The 24,621-nt window shown below is 54.9% G+C and carries 10 protein-coding genes; 1 reads left to right on the top strand and 9 read right to left on the bottom strand.

Features of this window, described 5'->3' with window-relative positions; translation table 11 throughout:
• Nucleotides 1–86 precede the first annotated feature (86 nt).
• Nucleotides 87–2,363, top strand: a complete 2,277-nt coding sequence (locus Q31a_RS23445; protein ID WP_145083186.1) for a hypothetical protein — start codon at nt 87–89, stop codon at nt 2,361–2,363.
• Nucleotides 2,364–4,410: 2,047 nt separating this feature from the next.
• Here Q31a_RS23445 and Q31a_RS23450 read toward each other — a convergent pair.
• The 9 genes from Q31a_RS23450 to Q31a_RS23490 form a co-directional block, all read right to left on the bottom strand.
• Entirely contained in the window at nt 4,411–9,564 is a 5,154-nt protein-coding gene (locus Q31a_RS23450; RefSeq protein ID WP_145083189.1) for a Calx-beta domain-containing protein, read from the bottom strand.
• 243 nt (nt 9,565–9,807) lie between these two features.
• Nucleotides 9,808–13,209 carry a serine/threonine-protein kinase gene (locus tag Q31a_RS23455; protein ID WP_145083192.1) on the bottom strand — a complete coding sequence of 1,134 codons (3,402 nt, stop codon included), beginning with the start codon at nt 13,207–13,209 and terminating at the stop codon, nt 9,808–9,810.
• A gap of 134 nt (nt 13,210–13,343) precedes the next feature.
• Nucleotides 13,344–13,916: an ECF-type sigma factor gene (locus Q31a_RS23460; protein ID WP_145083195.1), complete on the bottom strand. Its 573-nt coding sequence runs from the start codon at nt 13,914–13,916 to the stop codon at nt 13,344–13,346.
• A gap of 857 nt (nt 13,917–14,773) precedes the next feature.
• Nucleotides 14,774–15,580, bottom strand: a complete 807-nt coding sequence (locus Q31a_RS23465) for an SDR family NAD(P)-dependent oxidoreductase (RefSeq protein ID WP_145083198.1) — start codon at nt 15,578–15,580, stop codon at nt 14,774–14,776.
• Between the two features lie 65 nt (nt 15,581–15,645).
• Entirely contained in the window at nt 15,646–17,100 is a 1,455-nt protein-coding gene (locus Q31a_RS23470; protein ID WP_145083201.1) for a BNR-4 repeat-containing protein, read from the bottom strand.
• An 88-nt stretch (nt 17,101–17,188) separates the two neighbouring features.
• Nucleotides 17,189–18,580, bottom strand: coding sequence for a sialidase family protein (locus Q31a_RS23475; protein WP_145083204.1), 1,392 nt, complete (start codon nt 18,578–18,580; stop codon nt 17,189–17,191).
• Between the two features lie 911 nt (nt 18,581–19,491).
• Nucleotides 19,492–22,341 carry a serine hydrolase gene (locus Q31a_RS23480; protein WP_145083207.1) on the bottom strand — a complete coding sequence of 950 codons (2,850 nt, stop codon included), beginning with the start codon at nt 22,339–22,341 and terminating at the stop codon, nt 19,492–19,494.
• Between the two features lie 269 nt (nt 22,342–22,610).
• The gene (locus Q31a_RS23485) at nt 22,611–23,753 is read right to left on the bottom strand and encodes an amidohydrolase family protein (RefSeq protein ID WP_231690908.1); all 1,143 of its coding nucleotides are present in this window, start codon (nt 23,751–23,753) and stop codon (nt 22,611–22,613) included.
• An 87-nt stretch (nt 23,754–23,840) separates the two neighbouring features.
• Nucleotides 23,841–24,602 carry a carbohydrate-binding family 9-like protein gene (locus tag Q31a_RS23490; RefSeq protein WP_231690909.1) on the bottom strand — a complete coding sequence of 254 codons (762 nt, stop codon included), beginning with the start codon at nt 24,600–24,602 and terminating at the stop codon, nt 23,841–23,843.
• Between the last annotated feature and the right edge of the window lie 19 nt (nt 24,603–24,621).

The raw sequence follows: 24,621 nt of genomic DNA on the forward strand, positions 1-24,621 counted from the left end.
TACCTCAGGAATGAATGCAGCGGCAGTGCCTGCGCCCAGACGGCGAGGCCCCAGCGTCCACCGAACACGACAGATAGGAAAAACCTGTGGTCTCCCTAAAACACCAAGAAATCATCCTGTTGCGCTGGTTAACGAGTATTTTCATTGCGTTATGGAGCCTCTGCTTACTGAGTGCTGCAGATGCATGTGCTGCCGATGCTTACACCGTCCACTCATCACACCCTCGTATCTTGCTAAATAGTGCAAGCGTCAAGGAACTAGCTAAACACTGCCAAGGCCCCCTCAAGGCGGAATATGCAGAACTAAAATCTAACGCCGACCGCGCTGTCAGTACTGGCCAAATAAAATTCATCGACAATAAATGGGCTACCCCCACAGATCTCATGGCCTGCGGCATGTGTTATCTTGTCGAACGCGAGCTCGGCAATCCCCATGCTGACAAGTATGCCGTTCCGATCGTCCAGTGCTGGGGAGATGGATCGCGAATAACCAACAAAGGGCATTCTGCATTTGGTTATCACGCGCTCGTCTACGACTGGATCTATGATGCGTTGTCGGAAGAAGAACGCAAGACGTTCGGCAATGCACTTGGTCAATGGTTAACTTGGTACACCCACAAGCCCGAGATCACACTCATTGGAGGACATTGGGAATACAATCAAACCTGGGGTGTGTCCCACATGAATGTCATGCATGCGCGCGACGCGATTGTTCAAAAGCTTTTTATCTCGTTGGCGATTACTGGGGCTAGCACCTCCTACGAAGCAGACGCTAAGCGATTTTTGGATTCCTGGAACACGCGTATTCCGAGAGACTGTATCCCCGCCTTTGATGCCATGGGCGGTTCGTGGGCTGAGAGCCATGGGCATGGTTCCTATGGTCCAATTTCCATCGTGCCCTGGGCCTTTGAAGCTTGGCGCACGGCAACAGGCAAGGATTGGTTTCAGCTGGGCAACGACTCCACCTTTCTAAAGGAAATGTCGCGTTGGCTCACCTACTTAACGGTTCCACACACAGGGCGACATGCCTACATTGATGATGGCGGTGGCAGCCAACACTCTTCGTTCGATAGCAGCGCACCAATCATTGCCAAAGTCTACAACGATCCTCTCGCGCAAGCCGCTACCCACCAAGCTTTTACTGAGGGTAGCTATCGGTATGGCAGTGTTTGGCAACGCTTACTAATGGATCCAGAAATTGGGACGCAGACGCCAGGGGAAATGCAACTCCCCTTGGGGTATCTGTTCAAAGGCGCTGGCCATGTTTTCATGCAATCACACTGGGACGATCCTAATGCGACTTGGGCATTTTTTGGGGCCGGGCCCCATATTGCCGGGCATCAACATGACGATGAAGGGCATTTTCTGATCAGTCGGCAAGGCGGACTCGTCGGCAAGGGCGGTGGCAAAGGCACCGGCAATGACAGCGACCACTACTGGGGAGGATCCTTGTGCTTTAACATCCTCACCATCTACGACCCCGATGAATCAATGCGTCGCCATAACGAGAATGAAAATGACGGCGGCCTACGACGCTTGGTTTACAACAACGACAAAGTCGAACGTGGAAACATTGCTGCATTTCAACATCACCCTGCATTTACTTACGCTGCAGCCAATCTGACTCAAGCTTATAACAGCAGCAAAGTAAGGGAAGTTACACGGCAATTTATTTACTTGCGCAATCCTCAACTAGGTGGTGATGAATACTTCGTGGTGTTCGATCGCGTTCATTCCACCAAGGCAGCTTATGCCAAACATTTTGTTCTACACATGCCCGAAGAACCACAATTTGAGGGAGATTCAATAGAAACGATTGCAGGACATGTCTACGAACATAAGGGCGCTGGCCTTATCAGCACTTGGTTAAGCTTGCCGCAAGATATGGGAGATGAAATCCCAGCCCTCTCCAGTGGAAAAAGTCGCATGTTTCTCAAAACCGTCCTACCCCAGGAGGCCAGCATTACAAAACGCGGTGGCGCTGGTCACAAAAACTGGGGACATCCTCTCAATCCAAACGCGCAATATGATCATCACAACGAAGGACGCGAACGAGGACCGGTTGCGAACTGGCGACTCGAAGTCGCCGCCCCCCTAGCGGAGCGCAGCTACTTTCTGCACGTCTTTCAAGTCAGCCAAGAAGGCACCCAGGAGATGTCGAGTGTCGAATTACTGCGAGAGAGCGATACTGTTGGAGTAAGTATAGGCCAGCAGTGGGAAATCAGCTTTAACAAGGCTGGAACGCTTGGCGGAAGCATCAAGACCGACAACGGTGAAGCGGTGAATTTCAGCGAGTCGGTGGAGGTAGCCGAACAATATCGACAATGGAATGTCGCCCTCCAAGGGGAAACCCCTTCAAGCTGAGTCGCATGCCGGCAATTGCTTCGGCATATAATTCAATCGGTCCCTCGCACTACGCATCGGTGCCTCAGCGACACCCCATGCACATACTTTCGCCCCCACATTTCCTTACGCCGCAGCAAGTAACGAAAAGCGATTCTCCGTCTCGTCGACCCGAGACAAAGTTGCGTGTCGGCAAACGACCGATCACGAATATCCAGCCTCCCTTTTGTCCGGAGATTGATCTCAGTCGGACTCACGGTCAGCGGCAACCGAGGTAAATGGAGGCAGGAGAGGGGCACTTCTTTGCACTTCGGGAGACCACTGCTGCGACTTGTCGTAGCTTTCTTGCCCCGCAACCAAACGCCTTCAGCCCAGACAAAGTAACTCCCCTGGCCGCCTGCTTCTCAGTAAGTCTCAGTAAGAAAGAGCCCGAAAGAAAACTCTCGGCTGCACCCAAACACCTGCTCGGTGGACTAACCACACCAGCCCCAATCACCACTCCAAAGCGACGACCAGTCATCGCACTCCACATATGGACTGCTGCGACTCGTCGTAGCTTTCTTGCCCGGCAACCAAACGCCTTCAGCCCAGACAAAGTAACTCCCCTGGCCGCCCGATTCTCAGTAAGTCTCAGCCAGAAAGAGCTCGGAAGAAAACTCTCGGCCGCACAAAACACCAGCTCGGTGGACTACCCCCACCAGCCCTAATCACCACTCCAAAGCGACGACAAGTCGTCGCACTCCACATATGGACTGCTGCGACTCGTCGTAGCTTTCTTGCCCGGCAACCAAACGCCTTCAGCCCAGACAAAGTAACTCCCCTGGCCGCCCGATTCTCAGTAAGTCTCAGTCAGAAAGAGCACGGAAGAAAACTCTCGGCTGCACAAAAGCAGCTGCTCGGTGGACTAACCACACCAGCCCCAACCACCACTCCAAAGCGACGACAAGTCGTCGCACTCCACATATGGACTGCTGCGACTCGTCGCAGCTTTCTTGCCCGGCAACCAAACGCCTTCAGCTCGAACCCAATGCCTCCCCAGGCCGCCCGATTCTCAGTAAATCTCAGCCAGAAAGAGCTCGGAAGAAAACTCTCCGCTGCACAAAAACAGCTGCTCGGTGGACTACCCCCATCAGCCCCAATCACCAATCCAAAGCGACGACAAGTCATCGCACTCCACATATGGACTGCTGCGACTTGTCGTAGCTTTCTTGCCCCGCAACCAAACGCCTTCTGCCCAGACAAAGTAACTCCCCTGGCCACCTGATTCTCAGTAAATCTCAGCCAGAAAGAGCTCGGAAGAAAACTCTCGGCTGCACAAAAGCAGCTGCTCGGTGGACTAACCACACCAGCCCCAATCACCAATCCAAAGCGACGACAAGTCATCGCACTCCACATATGGACTGCTGCGACTCGTCGCAGCTTTCTTGCCCCGCAACCAAACGCCTTCAGCCCAGACAAAGTAACTCCCCTGGCCGCCCGATTCTCAGTAAGTCTCAGCCAGAAAGAGCTCGGAAGAAAACTCTCGGCTACACAAAAGCAGCTGCTCGGTGGACTAACCACACCAGCCCCAACCACCACTCCAAAGCGACGACCAGTCGTCGCACTCCACATATGGACTGCTGCGACTCGTCGTAGCTTTCTTGCCCCGCAACCAAACGCCTTCAGCTCGAACCCAATGCCTCCCCAGGCCGCCCGATTCTCAAGAAGTCTCAGTAAGAAAGAGCCCGAAAGAAAACTCTCGGCTGCACAAAAGCAGCTGCTCGGTGGACTAACCACACCAGCCCCAATCACCACTCCAAAGCGACGACAAGTCATCGCACTCCACATATGGACTGCTGCGACTCGTCGTAGCTTTCTTGCCCCGCAACCAAACAGTTGAACTCCCTGGTTGCACCTTCAGATTAGGGCATTCCATGCAAACGTTTGCGACGATCTTGTCGGCGACAGTACACCAGGGCAGTCGGCACGTTACCAGGACCATCGATTCGCAAACTCGACGAGCTTGCGAAAGGTTGCTGGAAGTGGAGTCAGGTCAGCGGCTCGCATGACGTACCGGTCGTGGGAGCCGTTAAGCACTCAATTGGTCGCCGGCTAGCAGCGCGAGCACCTCTTCGAGTTCTAGGCTCGATTCAATCGTGTCTGCAGAATCGCCCAGACTGGGACCATTCACTTTGGAACGGCTCATGCGTGTGAAGAACGAATCGACCGTTGCGCTTTTGAATTCCGATTCGCTGCTTCCCTCAACTGCTTGCACGCGAGACTCTAGCGGCACTTCCGGAACTAGTTCCACGTCCGCTTGCGAGCTGGCGATGCTCATCATGGGCACTGCCATCAAGCTAGCTGTAGCGGCAGATCCGACGATACGAACGTTATCGACGTTAGCATCTTCGCTCGAGCTGCTGACATAGCTGCGGAAGCGAATCTTCAATTCCGATGAATTGTACGGCCCCAAGTCAACGCTCTCGGAGTGCCAGGAATTCTCAGCATCGACGTTGCCACGCAATTGCCTGACGTTCTGGGTCCAGCTCGCTCCGCCGTTGGTGGATACGTCGAGCGACAGATACTCCCCCCTGTCAAAGCCGCGTTCGATCAGCCAGTCGAAAGTCAGCTCCGCAGATGCGTATCCACTGATATCGATCGGCGCTGATGTCGTGAGTGTCGCATTGGTAGCTCGACCATCGACTTCCGCACTGCGAACGCCAGCGGTCGATCGCTGGGTGGAACGGAAGAAATCGTTTTGGGAATCCTCGCCCCATTTGCCGTTCCAGTCGTTGCTGTTGCTGCCGACCTCGAACGAGTCTTCAAACAGCACTGCTTCAGTGGGAGCTTCTAGGACCGTCACCAAGATCGTGTCGCTGGCCGTCGCTCCACCGTTGTCGGTCACGGTCAATGTCAGCATGTGGGTACCGATCGACAGGTTGGGAGAAATCGTCGCCGTGTTGCCCAGCGTGGTTGTTCCTTCGGTCCATTGGTAGGCAGCGATCGTTCCATCGTTGTCATTACCAGAGCCAACAAGCGTCACCGCTTGACTGCCTGAGTTGTCGGCATCGAAGACGTTTTGATCGCCCCCCGCGTTGGCAGTGGGGCCTTGATTCGCATGGATGGTGACCACCAAGCTATCGCTGGCGGTGGCCCCATCATTGTCGGTCACGATGAGAGTCAACGTGTGGACTCCCACACTCAGATTCGGCGTAATGCTCGCTGCGTTCCCCAGGACTGTGGTACCTTCTCTCCACTGGTAGCTGACGATCGAGCCGTCACTGTCCGAGCCGCTGCCATTGAGGTTCACGGATTGGTCGCTGGTGTTGTCACCGTCACTGATGGTTTGATCGATCCCCGCACTGGCGGTAGGCAGTACGTTGGCAAAGTCATTGTCCACAATCGTGCCGATCCCCGTGCCATCGGTGATTGTCGAGCCAACAGCATTGCTGAGCGTAACGGCAAACGTCTCGTCGCCTTCGACATCGGAATCATTTAGCGTCGAGACGATAATCGTCCGAGACGTGGAACCGGGCTCGAAAGTAAGAGTACCACTGGTTGCAGCATAATCGTTGCCGGCTGTCGCCGTGGCATTGGCTGTGGAGAAGGCGACGGAAACGGGGCTCGCGGAAGGAGACGACAGGCTGACGGTGAAGACCGCCTGGGAGGCCGCGCCATAACGCAACACTTCGTCGGTATTTCGGCTACTTACGTAAAGGTTGCCGTCGGCATCGAAAAGCAAGCCGAGCGGGTAATCAAGGCCACCACTGCCGCCGCTTACATAGGATTCGATGAGTGCTCCACTCGTTCCGTCATAGCGAAGGACACTGTCGCCACCGGCTCTACCTACATAGAGGTCTCCACCAGGCCCAAACACCAAGCCGATGGCATCATTGATGCCTCCTGTTTCGTGGCCGGCGGTCACGAATACGTCGATAAACGCGCCAGTCGTACCGTCGTAGCGCAACACCAATCCGTCTTCAAGCGGGTCTGTGTTCGGGCTAGTGACATAGAGGTTTCCGTCGGGGCCGAAAACCAATCCGTGTGGATTATCCAGACCACCACTGCCAGGCAAGACAAACGTGTCCCTGAATGCCCCGGTTGTCCCGTCATAACGCAAAACTTGATCGGTGTCGCGACTGGACACGTAGAGCTCGCCATCAGGACCGAAGGCTAAATCAATCGGATTGACCATGCCACCGCTGCCGGCGGTCACGAACGAATCGATGAACGCCCCGGTCGCGCCGTTGTAGCGGAGCACTTCATCGGTCAGACGACTGGTCACATAGAGGTTGCCATCGGGACCGAAAACTAATCCATGTGGATTAGCCAAGCCACCGCTGCCAGACAGGACGAACGCATTGCCGAACTCCCCAGTCGCGACGTCGTAACGCAGAATGGAATCCGAAATTTTGCTAGCTACGTATAGGTTGCCATCGGGACCGAACACCATGCCGCCTGGAGTATCCAGGCCGGCATTGCCTGCCGAGACGACGGCATCGATCAACTGGATGCTCTCGTCACCTTCCACCACACTTACGGCGTCGATCGAGATGAAACTCTCGTCGTTGAGGATCGTCCCCTGCCCCCTGTCATCCACTATCGTTGCCCCCACCGCACCGGAAAGGTTGACGAACAGACTCTCATGGGCCTCGACAACCGTATCGCCGTTGACGGCAATCGCAATCGTCTGCAGTGTGTCCCCAGGACCAAAGGCTATTTGACCGGCGCTGCCCAGAAAATCGCTACCGGCCGTTGCCGTGCCGTTCGCAGTGGCCCAGTCTACCGTCGTCGTGCCGGAGGTATCGCCCTGCCGCATCACTGTAAACACCAGATCTACCGGACCAGCGTTTCCTTCGATCACTTCAGTATTGCCAACTGCAATGGTCGTGCTCGTATCAGCAAGAGCGCGATAATCCCAATTGAGGATATCATGACTTTGTGCTCCTCCTCCTGAAACTCCTGTAAATCCAACCCATGCCGTACCAACATTTAAGTCCAACGAATGCGCAAGATCGACCGCCACCGTCAGTGCCGGAGTACTAAGGTCGTCCAGAAAGACCGACATCGTGCCAGGCTGGTAGACGACCTTCACCTGATGAACATTTCCGTCATTGATGTCAAAGGCTGGAGTTACCGTACCGAGCGAAGCCGACTCCAGATTGCTGTTGGGTGCGATGCCCAGCGTATGGATCCCGACATGGTTATTGTTGGGATCATTCGTTTCGCTGTTTTGAAAGGTATCAAACTCGATAGCCAGACTGTTGGGAACGCCCTTGTAACCGAGGCCACTGCCAGCACCACCCAGTGCGTCAACACCGGAATTTTGAATTACAAACGCAAATCCATCGGAGCCGCTACCGTTAGTTTGAAACTCAAAAGTTGTCTCAAAACCCACTGCAACCAGCTGAGGCGTGGCGTACCAACCGGCCCCCTGTTGGCTGGTCAGCTGCGGTGTCAGGCGCAGAGAATTGTATGCGCCAACGGGAGCGGCCGCGGCGCCCACGAGATTCAAACCGACCGGGGCGCTGAAGTCGAGATAGGCAATGGTCGGCGTATTGTCGTCGTCCTGGATCGTGCCTTGACCGATTCCATCGACGATGGTGGCGTCCGTCGCATTCGAGAGATTGACCACAAACAATTCGTCGGACTCAATCGTCGTGTCACCGTTGACCGGCACCGTGATCGTCTTGGAAAGCTCACCAGGGGCGAACGTAATTGTTCCGCTTGTCACCCCATAATCGCTGCTGGAATTCGCCGTAACGTCGGCCGTGGAGAACTCGACTGTGGAGGTTCCTGACGTATTACCACTGCGGGCGACGGTGAACACAAGTCCGCTGGTCCCGCTATCTCCCTCCGCTAGCTGCACATCGTTGATGGCCAGTTCCGAACTGGCTAGCATGCCTTCCATCTTAACATTGTCGACGAAACCGTCTTCGCGGCTGCTGCTGACTTTGGAACGAAAACGCAACTGAAAATCGGAAACGAGGTAGCTGCCGTCGATGGAGACCGTTTCGTTGTGCCAGCTATTTTCCTGATCGACGTTTCCCTTGAGCGACGCCACTTCGTTCCAGCTGTTGCCGTCATACAGATCCAACGCGATGTATTCGCCACGATCAAAGCTGCTTTCGATGTACCACGAAAACGTCAGTTCGGCGCTGCCATAACCAGTCAGGTCCAGCGGGTTGGCCTGGCTCAGCGTAGCGTTGGAAGCGGAGCCGTCGATTTCGGCGGCATACAATCCATCAGCGGCGCGCTGTGTAGTGCGAGCCCAATCGTTCTGACTGTCTTCGACCCAGTTTCCGTTCCACTCGCCCTGTTCAAAGCTGTCGCCGAAAAGGGTTACCGGATCGCCTGGCATGCGTGGACCAAGGCTGAGTACAAACGCGTCCGCGAATCCTGGATTGGTGTGGTTGGCCGTGTTGATCGGATCGGGGGCGAAGTCGCTCGTGGTGCTACTGCTGGTCCCAATCACCAGCAGATTGCCGTTGGAGTCCGTTTGAACATCCGGAGACAGTTCGTTTCCAGTTCCTCCAATTAGCAGCGCAGAAAATGGTGTGCCACTGTTGTCCGTTGGGCCACTGACCAAAAATTCACCTACGCCAGGATCAAGATCGATGTCGCCACGGAATCCGCCCGACACAACCAACTCGCCTGTCGCCGTGCTTGAGACTCTCGCGTTGCTGTACGCGTCACCTGGAAGCAAATGCGACCAAAGTTCGCTTCCCGCAGAGTCAAACTGTCTGATATCAGTCCCCATGGACTGAGGCAGTGTTGATTCGGAATTCAACTTGGCAGCGCCGGTGACGAAAGCTTGGCCCTGCTCACTGACGACTAAGCCACTTGAGCTAGTTTCTTCAACTCCTTCACAGGATTGGCCCCACTGGAAGGTTCCGCTCGAATCCAGCTTGGCTACGAATCCATCACTTGCCCCCTGGCTGTAAACGGTGAACGGACCGAAGTCAGCTTGATCATTGAATCCACCGGGGATGGCGTTGTCCAAATCAAAGTCCGTTTCCCCCAACATGGAGCCAACCCTATACGTGTTCCCTGCCGCGTCAACAGCTGCGGACTGTGGAAAAACGCTATGGTCGTCGCCTCCAGCCAATACCACGGAATCGAAAAGGAGTCCCGCCAACAACCGTCGATCTTCCAGCGACTCCAGGCGAAGCCGCAGACGAGCTCGTAACTTATTTCGGCGCGGTGACTTCTTTTTGCGGCTAACGCGGCTCGACTGGGACATGGCTGAGTTCCTAAATTCAGTGAGAGGGGCAGTTGGGAAGCCCAGCGGAGGGCCTGGGCTCTACTCATCAATGCGAGAGTTAACCTGCGAACCTCTAACGAAATGGTAGAATTCTGGAATAAGTCCCAATCAAGCTCATGCGCTTGAGCGCGAGTTCGGCTAGGGCAGTGTGAGCGAAATAGCGTAGTTACGCTCAACTGAGAGTGGGAATACCACCGTCTGGCGACAGTAGCTACAGTGCACTTAGTTCGAATCGGCACGCTGAACATGCAGCAGGACGACGCCTTCCAAGCTAACTACCGCAGCCAGGGTCGTGCCGTCCGGTGAGAAATGCAGCCAGCGCACCTTGCGTTGGCCAACCTTAGTATCGAACAGAAATTGGCCGGTCGCGACGTGTGAAAAAGCAATCGTTCCCTCTCCACCCCCGCTGGCGATCGTGCGACCATCGGGAGAAAACGCCAGCGAATAGATTTTATCTTTGTGAGCGCTTATGACGTGAAGTATCTTGCCGGTATCGACGCTCCAAATGCGGATCGTCCGATCTGCGCTGCCCGTGGCCAGCAATTTTCCATCGGGAGAAAATGCAAGACAGTTCGCGGAATTCTTGTGGCCACGAAGCCGATGCAGGCGTTTTCCGGAGGTGACATCGAAAAGCATCGCTTCATCTAAGGCCGAACACGCCAGCAAACCACCATTAGGTGAAACGGCCACGTCGTCGCAATGCGGTGGCATCTCAAAAACGGCGACCTGCTCGCCCGTAGCGAAATTCCAGAGTTTGGCTGTACCATCCCAACTCCCTGTAGCCAGAAGAAGTCCATCGGGCGAAAATGAAATATGGTCTACATCGTCCTCGTGTCCAATCAGCCTCCTTAGAAGTTCCCCCGTCTCGCGGCTCCAGAAGCAAATAACTCCTGCATCATGACCGGTAACATACGTGTCGCCATCAGGTGAAATAGCCACACCAAATGCACCTTCCCCCTTCGCGAAGTCTTGGCCGAAGGAACGGAGTTCATCAGACTTCCGATTCCAAATTTGTATGTTCTTCTCTCCGGCGATGAGCAATTCGCTTCCGTGGGAGACAAATGCGACAGAGCTGGCATCGGCCGCTCCAACAAGGTTCTGTCGAACTTGCTCTCGTCCGCCCCAGGAACAAACATTACCATCCTTGCTGGCCGATACCAGTCGGGTGCCGTCGGGTGAAAAATCAATGGACCAGGCACGGGCGGAGTGTGCTTGGAAATAGGGAGGCCATTGATCCGTTGGGCTGGAGTCGTGCTCAACCAATGCGACAGCGGAAGAGAGTGGCCAAGTGCGGATCACGCCGGCCATGTCGCTCGAGGCCAGTAGGCGGCCGCTGGGGTGAAAGGTGACCGCCTGAATATCGTCTTCATGTCCAGTAAAGGTCTCAATCTGCTCCCCCGTCTGCGCATTGCAAAGCCGAATTGCATTCTGATTTGTGCCCACGGCCACCAGCTGCCCATCCGGAGAAAAGCAAGCGCAGCGGGCCCAACATCCGACACCGTCACGATGGCCGAGATCGAGCCTGCAAATCCGTTTGTTTGTCTGCCCATCCCACATATAAGCGACGGAATCTAATTCGCCAAACACGCACAATCGGCCATCGGGCGAACAACTCATCACTTCCAGTTCTACTGCTTTGGCATCGCCTTCAAGATTGCCGAGCGATTCTCCCGTGGTGGCATCCCAGAGCCTCACCACGGAATCCTCCCCACTCGAAGCCAACACCCGACCGTCCATCACAAAGCACACAAAATAGCCGTGGTCGGCATGGGCATGGAAGCTGCGGATTTGACTGTGTCCAGCCAGATCCCACAAGCGGATCATGCCGTCATCGCCAATCGAGGCCATGCGATTGCCATCAGGTGCGAAATCGATGCCGCGAGCCATCCCTTCATGACCGCGTCGCGTGGCAAGATGTTCATCGCTCTGACCATCCCAGAAACACAGGCTTCCGTCGTGTCGACCAGTGACCAAGTACTTTCCATCCGGAGAGAAGCGGATCACAGAACTGCCAACGGTCTGGCTCGCGATGCTGCGAAAATTGGCCCTTCCGAATTGTCGCAGATAGCTCCACTCGAAGCCTCGGTGATCGGTTTTGTCCGCGACTTGCGCATACCGATCGAGCAAATTGGTAAAGCGGCTGACGTCGCCCGTCTGCCATGCATTGGCGGCCAGTTTGATGTCAGCAGCGTAGACCAGCTGTTGAGAGTATTCTTCGTTTTGTTGAGCCAGTTGTGCAGCGTACACGGCGATTTGTCGCTGGTTGTCCGCTTCGAAAAATCGCTGATCCGCCAGCTCCCTTGCCGAATTCGCTTCGCGGGCCTGCCAGATGCTAACCGTTGTGCCAATGACGAGTGAGGCTGCAACCAGGACCGTTGTCACGATGGTGGGAGTGTTTCTGCTGGCGAACTTTCTGAGTCGATAAGTGGCCGACGGCGGGAAAGCTTCGACCGGCTCGTCGTTGAGATACCGCCGGATATCCTGTGCCAACGCACTAGCCGATTCGTAGCGACGCTCACGATCCTTTTCCAACGCCTTGAGCACAATCCAATCGAGTTCTCGCTCGACCTGGCGTTCCAACTGGGGCGCTGCCGTCGGTGGCCGCTCGACGAGCGTTGAACCTTGCTCGGCTTTAAGCGTACTGATGCGATGGCTGGGCCGAGGAGGCTCCTCCTCTTGAATGATGCGACGCATTTCGTCGTAACCCGCTGTAGCCAGAGACTCTTGGAAGGGCGTGCTGCCCGTTAGCAGTTCGTACATCACGACGCCCAACGAATACACATCGCTGCGAGTATCGATATCCAACCCACTCTGCTGAGCCTGCTCCGGACTCATGTATTGAGGTGTGCCAATCATCTGGGAAAATCGCGTGTAAATCGTTTGATGCGTGAGGCGTTGATGGGTGGCTTTGGCAACTCCAAAATCGATCACCTTGGGCATCGCCGTGACGTCGTGCAGTTCGACCAGAATGTTCGATGGTTTCAAGTCGCGGTGGATGATTCCTTTCAGATGCGCATGCTGGACCGCCTGACAGACCGTCACGAAGAGCTCTAAACGCTCCCGCAAGTTTAATTTTTGTTGGTCGCAGAACTTGGTGATCGCAACGCCTTTGACCAATTCCATTACGAAAAAGGGACGCCCAGCCTCCGTGGCTCCTCCGTCAAGGATTTTGGCGATATTGGGATGCGACATCATTGCCAACGCTTGCCGTTCTGCGTCGAATCGCGCCAGTATTTCTCTCGAGTCCATGCCCGGTTTGATGATTTTCAAAGCGACATGGCGGCGAACGGGCTCTTGCTGCTCGGCGACATAGACGACTCCCATGCCGCCCTCCCCCAGTTGCTCACGAACGATGTAGAGACCGATCTGCGCGCCGGGTCGTTCGAGTTTCGGGGAAGTAAGCGAGTGGGCCGTGGGCACGTCGCCGGTCCGCAGCAAACCAGACGCCGGTGATTCCAAGAACCGGCTATTCTTACCGAACCCCGCTAGCAGAGCCGTGACGCGTTCGAACTGCTCACCGTCAGAACCACATGCTTCGTGCAAATACGCAAGGCGAGCGTCCTCGGAACCGATCTCACGCGCAGCATTGAAAATCGATTTATCATTCAGCCGACTACCGGGCATGATCCCATGCTCCTTGGTTTGAACAATGCAAGCTCGACGCACAGTGGGCGGCGTCTACGCATCAATGCGAGAGTTAGTGCCCAAGCCTCTAACGAACTAGGGATTTTTTTCTGAAGGATTTTCCAGCGTTGCAGTCAGTCTTCCGAATCGATGACGTTGTCCAGCTGAACCTGCAGCCACCCCTTGGCATAAGCCCAGTCATTGTCAGCAGTTGCAATCGAGATGCCGAGTGCTTGAGCAGATTCCTGACGCGTGAGGCCGGCGAAGAAACGCAATTTCACCACCTGCGCCGCTCGGGGATCTTCGGTTTCTAAGCGAACCAGCGCTTCATCCAAATCGAGTAGATCCCAGTCGGGGGCTTCACCCGCATCAGCGAATTCCGTTACCTCGATGCGACGATGGTTACCGCCCGCCTTCGGCCCAGCCTTTCGCCGCGCCTGCTCAATCAAGATGCGGCGAATCGCTTCAGCCGCAGCAGCGAAAAAATGCCCCCGCGAGTCCCAGCTTTGAAGATGCTGCACATTCACGAGCCGCAGGTATGCCTCATGAACCAGCGCCGTCGCCTGCAGGGTCTGCCCCGGTTTTTCGTTAGCTAACTTGGCAGCGGCCAACTTTCGCAACTCTTGATAAACCAGAGGCAATAGTTGAGCTGCAGCCGAAGAATCGCCGGACTCGATTTGCGAAAGGATGTAGGTAACGTCATGCATCGCCGCATTGTAGCCCACCCAGGCCGAGATTGCTCCCCATAAAAGGGAACCCAGCAATTAACGCATGCCAGCACGAGGTAACCTCCTCCGACTCCTCCCAAGATGCATCGATTTCCCCACACCGCCATCACCACTCCAAAGCGACGACGAGTCATCGCACTCCACATATGGACTGCTGCGACTCGTCGTAGCTTACTTGCCCCGCAACCAAATGCCTACTGCTCGAACCAAATGACTCCCCTGGCCACCTGATTCTCAGTAAATCTCAGCCAGAAAGAGCACGGAAGAAAACTCTTGGCTGCATAAAAACACCTGCTCGGTGGACTAACCACACCAGCCCCAATCACCACTCCAAAGCGACGACAAGTCGTCGCACTCCCAATATGGACTGCTGCGACTCGTCGTAGCTTTCTTGCCCCGCAACCCAATGCCTACTGCTCGAACCCAATGCCTCCCCTGGCCGCCTGATTCTCAGTAAATCTCAGCCAGAAAGAGCTCGGAAGAAAACTCCCAGCTGCCCCCAAACACCAGCTCGGTGGACTAACCACACCAGCCCCAATCACCACTCCAAAGCGACGACAAGTAGTCGCACTCCAAATATGGACTGCTGCGACTTGTCGTAGCTTTCTTGCCCCGCAACCAAATGCCTACTGCTCAGACCAAATGACTCCCCTGGCCGCTTGCTTCTCAATCAGTCTCAGCCAGAAAGAGCCCGGAAGAAAACTCTCGGCTGCCCCCAAGCACCCGCTCGGTGGCCTAACCACCCCCCACCAAATCACCACTCCAAAGCGACAACGAGTCATCACTTTCCCAAGTGAATCCTACGATGGATTGAGGTGGTGCTGAACCAAGGTGGATCAACTGTGCATTACCTGCCCACCATCGACGTTGATGGTTTGTCCCGTAACTTGCATTGCCCGATCGGACGAAAGAAAGACGATCATGGAAGCGATATCCTCGCACGCTTGCCAGCGTCCCAATGGAACCACACTCTGCAACTTCCTCGCCGCCCATTCCTCGTAGCTCTGCTTGTCACCCTCAAGTGCGGTATTGTGCCAAGCCTGCCATACCGCGCGATTAAGTGCGGTCTGCACCATGCCCGGACAAACGGTATTGACTCGAATACCGTAACAGGCCAAGTCTTTGGCCATGCACTGCGCAAAATTGATGTTAGCTGCTTTGCTGGCACTGTAGGGAGGATCGGTTTGCGAACCAATTTGTCCAGCGACCGATGCAACGAACACAAACGTCCCGACCTGTTGTTCGGTCAGGTAATGCGTTAGCACATGTGCAATGTTGGTCATCCCCAAAATATTGACCTCTACAGGTTTGCGCCAATCCTCGGGATTTAGTTTGGTAAAGGGAAACCCAAACTTTCCGGAACCAACTGCAGCGCAATGCACCACATGCTGAATCGATCTTCCGCTACCGATAAACTCCGCAAGTTGGCTTTGACATTGATTAAAGTTTGCGACATCGACTTGCTGCGATTGCACATCGACGCCGAACTCGTCTGCCAACTCCTCAGCGACTGCAACACTTGTGGCAAGATCCCATAACAACAGCCGGCACCCCTCAGCTGCGAAAGCTTTGGCGGTGGCCAGTCCAATGCCATTGGCGCCTCCCGTAATCAATGCCGTATGGCCAGCCAATCCTAAATCCATCTCGGCTCCGATTTTGAGTTCAAACTACCACCATGCTAGATACCCACGGAAATGCCCCGGCATTGCTACTTGATCTGCTTGGGACGTGCCATGGCAGTTGGCATTGCGGTGGGCAATTGAAAGACGTCGCCATCAACATTGGAAAAATAGAGATGAGAATTCGACGGCTGGCGGCCGTGTCCATCTGCCCAAATTGCTACGAAATCGGGGTGTGCATTGAGCACACGTCGAACATAAGTGTGATTCATCGAACTGTCCCGGGTTAGCTGACGCATTTGACTCCAATTCGCTCCCTGATCGCGACTCTGCCACATCACCACTTCGCCGCCCGGATTGAAAGGCTGTGCTCCCACGGCAGTAGGTCCAATCACTCGCCAATCGTCCTCCGATTGCATCCACAACTCTCCCATGTCGTAGTTATTATCCGATGTGGTGATGGGGGAAATTTGCCAAACCTCACCTGTCCAGCGAGCTAGGGTCCAGGTACGAGGATTATTCTGTGGCCCCGATTCGTACCCTTTGCTGGTGATATACAGCAACACCGGTCGGTCATGGTTGTCAAATCGAAGATCCTTCAGGTAGACGTTCAGCCCCTCTGCTTCATAGTCATGCACCAAAGCCGCGTTGGCGACTTCGGTCAAGGGAAGCGAGAGTGGCTCTCCCGCAACGCTCTTCCAGCTTGCGCCGTTATCTTCAGTTTGGACATAGTACAAATTGGTTCGCCAGTTGAGGCCCTTGCCCTGAGGATGGTAATTGAACATCGATCCCAATTTCGACTTGCCAATCCCAGTAACCTGATAGTGTCCTTCACCGATGGCTGCAATCCGCTGCCATTGACTCCACTCGCGACCATCTCGGCTGTTCATGAAACAAATCGTTCTGGCCGCCGGATAGTTGTAGCGGGTGAAGAACGCGTGGAACCCCAATTCGGCAGACTGCCAGACCTGCAGGTAGGAGAAATTCGTCATTGGGACCTGCGTTTCGCCCTCGGCTCGCGTCGCCTCCACGAGTTCAAATTCATTGATATCGTAGGGTTGCTTGCTGCGATGAATGTAGGAGGGACGCGAGCGGCCATGCGAGGTCGAGAAAATCCAGATATACCCTTCATTGTCCACAGAGATCACGGGGTTGTCGTGCGCATCATTGGTTTTCTTGTCCAGCAGAATCGTTGGATGAGGAACTGTGCCAGTTGCATGATCTAGATAGGAAACCATGTGCAAGAGTTGGCGACTATCCGTCGGCGTCGCACCACCGTAGCAGAAGAATGTTTTATTCACCTGTTTGCAATACAACGCAAAGGGCTTGTGCTTGGCACAATACGTCCCTAGGCCACCGCTATACTTGTACACATATTCATCGTTGGAGGGCTGGTTCATGTACCAAATCCCGTGATACCCATCCGCCTTTTGATTCAATGTGAGCGGTTCGTCCTGAGCAGAAGTGCGGGCGACTCCCAGGCCGATGCACACGAGCAGCGCCAGTTGGATTTGAGGCAAGTGCATTCTAAAATTCAAATTCATGGTTCATCCCTCTGAAGATTCATACAGCTAAAGGTAGCCTGTTGCCGTCGGAGCAAGCCAGCACGACGGCCTCCTGCAAGCCACTCGTTTACTCGATCGTCGACGGCCATTTAATCTTGGCGATATGAATGCTGTTGTCCGCCCCATACACGTTGTCGACAGGCATGATGTAGGTCGGCCGGTTCCAGGTCTGCATCCATTCCGTGACGACAACCCAAGTTTCATTGGGTGTTACTTTGGAAACCCCGAAATTGCCAAGCCGGGCGCCCCGCTCGGGTACAAGTACCTGCTCGGTGTCGCGCAGGACATGCAGTTTGTCGGGATCAACTCGCGCAATAAACAACGGTGCACGATGCCGAAAAACATGATCGTTGTTCGCCCCTTTGCGAGTGTAGACCAGATACAGTCCGCTGGGATGCGTTACCCAATGTTGTTGTGTGTTGTAGTTGCCAAGGTCCGAACCATCATCAAAGGTCCAACGACGCGGTGGTTCATAGTTCAAACCATCGGAACTTGTCGTCACGTACCCGTGCTCATCGTTGCGGAGTGTCAGGTAGTAGCGATCCTTGAAGGCAGTGATTGAGGGTTCAGCAAACCCACGTTGAACATCTACAGTCAGCTCGTTTCCGTGCCGCACATACGTGACGGTTTCGCCATCAAACTTACACAAACAGACCGTCACAGAGTATTGAGTCTCTTCCGGCGATTTAAAGTAGACCGGTAGCAACAGATCACCATTGGGCAAATCGTAGCGTTGGACGCTGCCCGCTCCGCTACTGCGGAAACGGAGCTCATCCGGCATCTCGAGTTGCTTGGGCTTCGCCCAGGAATGCGTTTCAGGTTCATAGACCGAATACCCCGTGAACTTGGGCCGTACGTGCATGACCTTGTTATCGAAGTAGCGGACCGACTGGCCGAATCCAAGGAGTTTGCCAGATTTCCCATGCCACATGGGCGAAAAATCGCAAATGGTTTCCTCGGTGCGATCCGCGATCTTCCAACGCTCGAACCCAGCCTGCGGAACCAGCGGGGACCATGTCTCGCCCAAATCTGCACTGAAAGCTGAATGCAATGCATGGAACACATCCGACCCGGTAATGTCCAGACGCTGTGTGGTCAAAACGATGGTGGGGGCGGATTGCGGATCGTCCGTAGGAACAACTCCTGCTCGCGCATGCACCCAACACTGTTTTCCGTCGTATCCCTTGGTCATCACCGAGCGTTCGATCACCAAGGGCTCGACAGTTTGAGACTCAGTATCGGCGACGAGCACGACCTGGGAACCAGTATGCTGCTGGGCAGGTGAAGGCTCTTCCGCCGTCGACAGCGCAGCTGGCGAAAAGCAAGCAACCAGACTGAAATAGCAGGCCGTCATCCCGCTTGACAGCAGGCCTCGCCGCCGACGGCTGCACCCACGCGTGGAACACGCGGTAGATGAAGCGGTAGCCCACCAATCCATACGAAAGAAGTTATGTTTCATTAGGTAGCTCTACGTTCTTGAGATACGGTATTTAAAAACAAATTGGATTAAGTTAAGTATCGTTCATTGCGACAATGAGCTTCGCAGCATAGGCGCATGCCAAAGCCCTCTGCCCAATGCCAGCGACGACATGAGCAGCCCAGCAACCGGCAGACGGAGTTCCGCAAAAAGTCATTCCGCTACCCCCTCAACACCTGCTCGGTGGATTAACCACACGCCCCCATACCACGACTCCAAAGCGATAACGAGTTATCGCACTCCATATAGGGACTGCTGCGACTTGTCGTAGCTTTTTTGTTCGGCAACCAAACGACTCTTGCACCCACCGACAGTCGACCCACCAAGCCTACGGCCCTGCAATTCAGAGGCCTGGAAAAAGTCATTCCGCTGCCCCCAAACACCTGCTCGGTGGATTAACCACACGCCCCCATACCACGACTCCAAAGCGATAACGAGTTATCGCACTCCATATGTGGACTGCTGCGACTTGTCGTAGCTTTCTTGCCCCGCAACCAAACGACTCTTGCACCCACCGACAGTCGACCCACCACGTCTACGGCCCTGCAAGGCAGAGCCCGCAAAAAGTCATTCCGCTACCCCCAAGCACCTGCTCGGTGGATTAACCACACTCCCCCATACCACGACTCCAAAGCGATAACGAGTTATCGCACTCCATATGTGGACTGCTGCGACTTGTCGTAGCTTTTTTGTTCGGCAACCAAACGACTCTTGCACCCACCGCCAGTCGACCCACCACGCCTACGGCCCTGCAACTCAGAGCCCCGGAAAAAGTCATTCCGCTGTCCCAAACACCTGCTCGGTGGATTAACCACTCTTCTCCCAAACATCACTCCAAAGCGACAACGCGTTATCGCACTCCACATAGGGACTGTACTCCATGGGCACCGGACTCAGGGCCAGTCACTAACTTCGTTGGCGGCGCGGTGGAGCAGTTGGTCAATGGCACTTCCCAAATGCGCGGAAGTGGGACTCACACGGGCATTGAGAAGAGCTGCAAAGTTCTTGCCGTCATGCCGGCGAATGAGGATGGTAGCCGTCCCATCTAACGAACCGGTGTGCCAATGGTTGACTTGGCCATCTCCAACAGGACGATTGTTCCAGCCTAGCGAGTAATACGTCTTCTTCTCCTCCCCTTCAGCTTCGTAGCCAGCAAGTCCGGGTGGCCGAGCATACATTCGCTCGATGGACTCTCGGCTGAGCAGCGGACAATGGTCGGGATCGTCAAACGCGGCAGCAAACTTGACTAAGTCCGACGCAGAGGCAATCCATCCTCCGTGGGAATCCATCGCTTCCAAATTCCAGGCGCCATAGGGCTTGGGCACCTCGTCTCGTAAATCCGCAGAGAAAACAGATCGCCCCGTTCCTGGTTGGTAGTATCGAACTTCGTGCTCCGCTCTTCCCTGCAATCTTGTGGCACCGATCCGCATCTGCGTAATCCCCAGTGGCAGCAAGACGTGCTCCTTCACATACTCCTCGTAGGACTGCCCACTCAGATGCTCGATTACACGTCCCAACAAGCAATAGCCGAAATTGGAGTAGGCGTAGCGTTCGCCTGGATCAAAATCGAGTGGTTGAGAAAACATGGCCTGGATCACCGTGGCCTGATTTGCAGGCGGTGTGACGCCAAGTTGCTCAGCAAACCGGACCGATTGGAACATCGCGTCGAACGACTCATTGCGATCCCAGCCGCCGCGATGCTCTAGCAGATGGCGGAGCGTGATCTCCCGCAATCGTGGGTCCGAGTCCTTGACGGACTGAATTGCATCCTGCTTATCCAGAACTTCAAAGACTTTGGAGTCCAGTTCAATCTGCCCACGTTCGATCAACTGCAAAATGGCAACCGCAGTGATCGGTTTCGAAAGACTGGCAATGCGGAACAAGCTGCTGGAGTCCACCTGTTCGCCAGTAGCCACGTCGGCGTACCCGTATCCTCGAGCGAAGGCGAGCTTGCCGTGATTCGTAACGGCAATGGATACGCCGGGAACTTGGTGCTCTTGCATGAACGCATGCACGAGACGGTCGTAGCTAGCGAATCGTTGATCGGGCTCTCCGGAAGCAACTTCCGCGGCTGCCTTCGACGCTTGGTAGCCTGGACCGCGGAGTACACGTCCGGGGCGAGCATCGGTCATTTCCCCATCTCTCAAGACGGGGACACCACCCACAATCACATGTTTCATTCCTTCAGACAGCGCGCTTGGATTGGAGAAATCGGCGTGGTCCACGAGGTCTTCGTAATTGAACACGATCACATCTGCAGCTAGGCCCTGACTGATTCTGCCACGATCAAACGCAAGCACATTGTTAGTCGCGGCAGCACTGGCTTGTGCGACTGCTTGCTCCAGTGAAATGGCGCCCAAATCTCGCACGTAGCGTGACAACAGGCGCGGGAAAGCTCCGAATGCTCGCGGATGGGACGCAGAACGGCTCCCACCCGCAGGTCCAACGTCAGTGCAGAATGAGACGAAATTTTGCTGCATTGCTAAAATTTTGTTGGCATCCGACATCGTCTGTGGCAAGGCAAAGGCACCGCTGCGAACTAGATTGAAGAACGTGTCCCAGGGCTCTTCCTCCATCGCCGTAGCGATCTCTTGGACCGTTTTGCCATCGTGCTTTGTGTAGCGAGCATCATTGCTGCTTCCGATAACAATGCGATTCCAGTCGTGGTTGGCGTGGCGAAACCAATTCTCCCAGCCTTCGGTGGTCTCCATTTCCTGCCGAATCTCCGCTCGCAGTTGCACGTCGTCCAAGCGGCGAACCAGCTGTTCATGCCCCTTGGAAAAATGGCGCGGATGAATCAACGCTGCGATACCTAACCCATTATTCATATAGGGGTAAATATCAGCCGTCACCTGTTGCCCAGCCGCCCGCGCCGCCTTGATCTTAGCGATGGCAAGTTGCATCTTCCCCCAATTCTGTTGCCCCGCTGCCTTGAGGTGGAAGATATGAACGGGCGTATTACCTTCGCGGCCAATATCGAGAGCTTCGTCGATCGCCTCCAACAGACGGTCCCCCTCGTTGCGCATGTGGGTGAAGTAGCGGCCACCGTATTCGCCAGCAGTTGCCGCCAGCATGGCAATCTCTTTCGTCTGCGCGTAGATCGCGGGTGGGTAGATCAGGGCGGTGGAAACACCGATCGCCCCAGCTTCCATTGCCTCGCGCACCAGCTCCTGCATCTCCTTCATCTCTGCATCGCTGGGGCGTCGATCAACTTCACCAATTACCAATCGACGCACCTGAGTGTGACCGATAGTCTGAACCACATTGACCGGCAAGCCCTTCAACTCGACCAACGCAAAATACTCCGCCATCGTGGTGTACCCCTGGCGCGCCTCCTCCTCTTTGCCGAGAGGTGCCGCGGAGCTCCCCTCTCCTGCATTGATCGTCGTAATCCCCTGGGTCAGCAGGTTCAGGGCCGTCTTGGGGTCTTCCAGCATAGGAGTAGCGGTCTGCCCCATCATGTCCACGAAACCAGGAGCAACCACCAGCCCGCGAGCATCAATCACCTCTTTAGCGTCCTCAGCTGGGATATGTCCAATCCGAACAATCTTGCCCCCGCTGATTCCAATGTCCGCGATGTACCAGGGCGCACCAGTCCCATCGACCACTTTGCCACCTTGAATCACGATGTCGAGCGTTTTCTCTGCACTTCGTGCGATGGACTCTCCGGATCCCCAGAGACCAAGCGTTAATATCGCAACCCAAGCCAGAGAGCGACCACAGACGGAAGAATAGAGCTGCATCGTAGAATTCCCAACGGAAGGATCAAAAGAGGCGAAAGGGCAGGGGGATGACAGGGGACAAGCCACGGGAAACAGGCATATTTTGCAAGCCAGTCACGTCGATGAGGCAGGACGAACGATTCGGTCACACAGGTGCACGGACTTAGGACCTTCGGAACAATAAGTGTCGCCAGATCGCTCCGCCGATCGGCCTTTTCCCCAACGAACCGGCGGAGCGGTTCGGCGACTATCCGCCATTAATTGTTCCGACGGTCCTTAGCATGCACGATTCAGTCGAGTCCCAACAACTGGCTGGCGTTGGTTCTATAGATTTTCTCCAACACGGGGTCCGGCAGAAAAATCCCATAGATCATCCAAAACCCTTGACGGTGATGCGACTCGGCGGTGTCGAAATATTCGTCATCTGTCTCCAGAAAACGATAGTACAAGCGATAGGCTTCGGCATCGGGCGTCGTGTCGGTCCCGAACATAATACGATCTTGATACTTGATCAAAAAACGTCGACTGCTGTAGGGTTGCCGTCCCAACTCGGAAATGCGTGCATCAATGTCCACATAGAAATTGGGATAAGTATCCAGCCACCGCCCGACGGCTTCGAGATCCTCGGGATTGTTGCCAAAATGCGCCCCAATGAACGTTGTCGCAGGATGCTTGGCAATCACGCGATTGCGTTGTTCCAGCAGCTCATCTCGGGATGGAAATTTTTCACCATGGAAGAGCCAGCCGGGATGATCGTTAAGTTCATGCCAACGCTCGTTGTACCGATCCAGCGGGGTGAAGAACGCAGCGGGATCCGAGGTATGGATCATCACCGGACGCTCCATCTCCCCACACAATTGCCAGATTGGATCCAAGCGGGCGTCATCAATCCCTAACAAATTGCCTTCTTCATCGCGGTACGACAGTCCGAGAGACTTGTGAAACTTCAACCCTTTCGCTCCCGCTTCGAAACTCTGCCGCAAACGCTCCGTCTCGCGTTCAGACCAACCTGGTTGATCGAAGCCGTTGAAGTTAAGGAGAGTGAAAGTCAGGAAACGCCCCGGGTGGGCTGTATCGAGTGCAGCCAACGTTTCTCGCAATTTGGTATCCCATCCACCATCCAGGTTAACGACTGTCCGCACGCCTGCAGCATCCATCTCTCGAAGGTACTTGGCAACCCGTTCCGAAGTCAGCGTAGCCGCTCCACCACCCAAATGATTGTGCACATCGATGACTGGCGCCTTGGGTAACTGAACTCGTGTCACCTTGGTTTTCATCATCGATGAGGGCTGCCAATCGCGCAGCTTCAAGTCGCGAATATCATCGGCTGGCACAGACTCTACTTCGGAAGGGGTCTGCGCACTCCCATGGCTCAGCAAGGGAACAAGTAGGAGAACAAGGGAGAGGATTGCCGGGATTTTGGAGGAATGCATGGGAATTCCGATCATGAAAAAAGGCGTAGTTGAATTCCGCGTGGGACGGCGCGCGTGGGAAGGCGAGAGTTGTCTCCAGGGCGAGGGCTAGTCAAAAACCAGCGTACCGAACTTTTTGAATTCGTGAAAACTTGGCCCAACACGTGCCCAATCCCAGGCAGTTTCCTGGTCGTTATCATAATCAACGCGATAGAAGTTTGCGCGCCAGCGGGTTCCAGCGACCGGCGGAACGTTGTCGAGTGGTTCGAGCAATGCGTAGGGAATGAAAACCTCCGCGCGCCAACCGCTTACTTTCGCCATTGATTCATTGCTACCGCCACTAGCCGAAACCTTTTTTTGAATCTTGCGATCTCCCTCGTAATGCCAAGGACGCCAGCCCAGGAAGCGTCCTTCCAAGTTGGGGATCAGGATGGGCAACTCGAATCCAAGTGGCGAGATTTCATATTCGAAGTAGACCGAGTGTTTTTCGCTGGTCCAAAAGAAGCATTCGAATACGTCTTCGTTCCACAAATCAAGAAAATCCTCCTGCATCGTGGCCGTCAGTTTCTGGTCACTCCCATCAAAGAGAACGTAGACTCCCGTGGAGGAATACAGCATTTTAAAACGCGCCGAGTAGTCATGCTTGCCTCCAGGCCGACGCCGCAGGTCGACCCAATCAGCAGCCTGCCAAGCCGTCGCATCTCCTTTGCCCGTTATGGAAAAATCCTCGCAGCTTTTAACTTTCAAACTTGGCGAAGCCTCATCGGCTGCCCCCGCAACATTGCTCAGCAGGCCGGCAGTTAGGAGACATGCGCACATCCCCAATCGATAAAAACTCGAGTTCTTTTTCGTCGACTTGGTTTGACTCATGCGAGTGCTCCCTAGCTGT

It is taken from the genome of Aureliella helgolandensis, from assembly GCF_007752135.1.
GTDB lineage: Bacteria > Planctomycetota > Planctomycetia > Pirellulales > Pirellulaceae > Aureliella > Aureliella helgolandensis.

Excerpts from the sequence above, each read along its gene's own strand:
- Q31a_RS23465 (WP_145083198.1), bottom strand. The coding sequence starts at position 15,580 with ATGGATTTAGGATTGGCTGGCCATACGGCATTGATTACGGGAGGCGCC.
- Q31a_RS23455 (WP_145083192.1), bottom strand. The coding sequence starts at position 13,209 with ATGCCCGGTAGTCGGCTGAATGATAAATCGATTTTCAATGCTGCGCGT.
- Q31a_RS23460 (WP_145083195.1), bottom strand. The coding sequence starts at position 13,916 with ATGCATGACGTTACCTACATCCTTTCGCAAATCGAGTCCGGCGATTCT.
- Q31a_RS23475 (WP_145083204.1), bottom strand. The coding sequence starts at position 18,580 with ATGAAACATAACTTCTTTCGTATGGATTGGTGGGCTACCGCTTCATCT.
- Q31a_RS23450 (WP_145083189.1), bottom strand. The coding sequence starts at position 9,564 with ATGTCCCAGTCGAGCCGCGTTAGCCGCAAAAAGAAGTCACCGCGCCGA.
- Q31a_RS23470 (WP_145083201.1), bottom strand. The coding sequence starts at position 17,100 with ATGAATTTGAATTTTAGAATGCACTTGCCTCAAATCCAACTGGCGCTG.
- Q31a_RS23485 (WP_231690908.1), bottom strand. The coding sequence starts at position 23,753 with ATGCATTCCTCCAAAATCCCGGCAATCCTCTCCCTTGTTCTCCTACTT.
- Q31a_RS23480 (WP_145083207.1), bottom strand. The coding sequence starts at position 22,341 with ATGCAGCTCTATTCTTCCGTCTGTGGTCGCTCTCTGGCTTGGGTTGCG.
- Q31a_RS23490 (WP_231690909.1), bottom strand. The coding sequence starts at position 24,602 with ATGAGTCAAACCAAGTCGACGAAAAAGAACTCGAGTTTTTATCGATTG.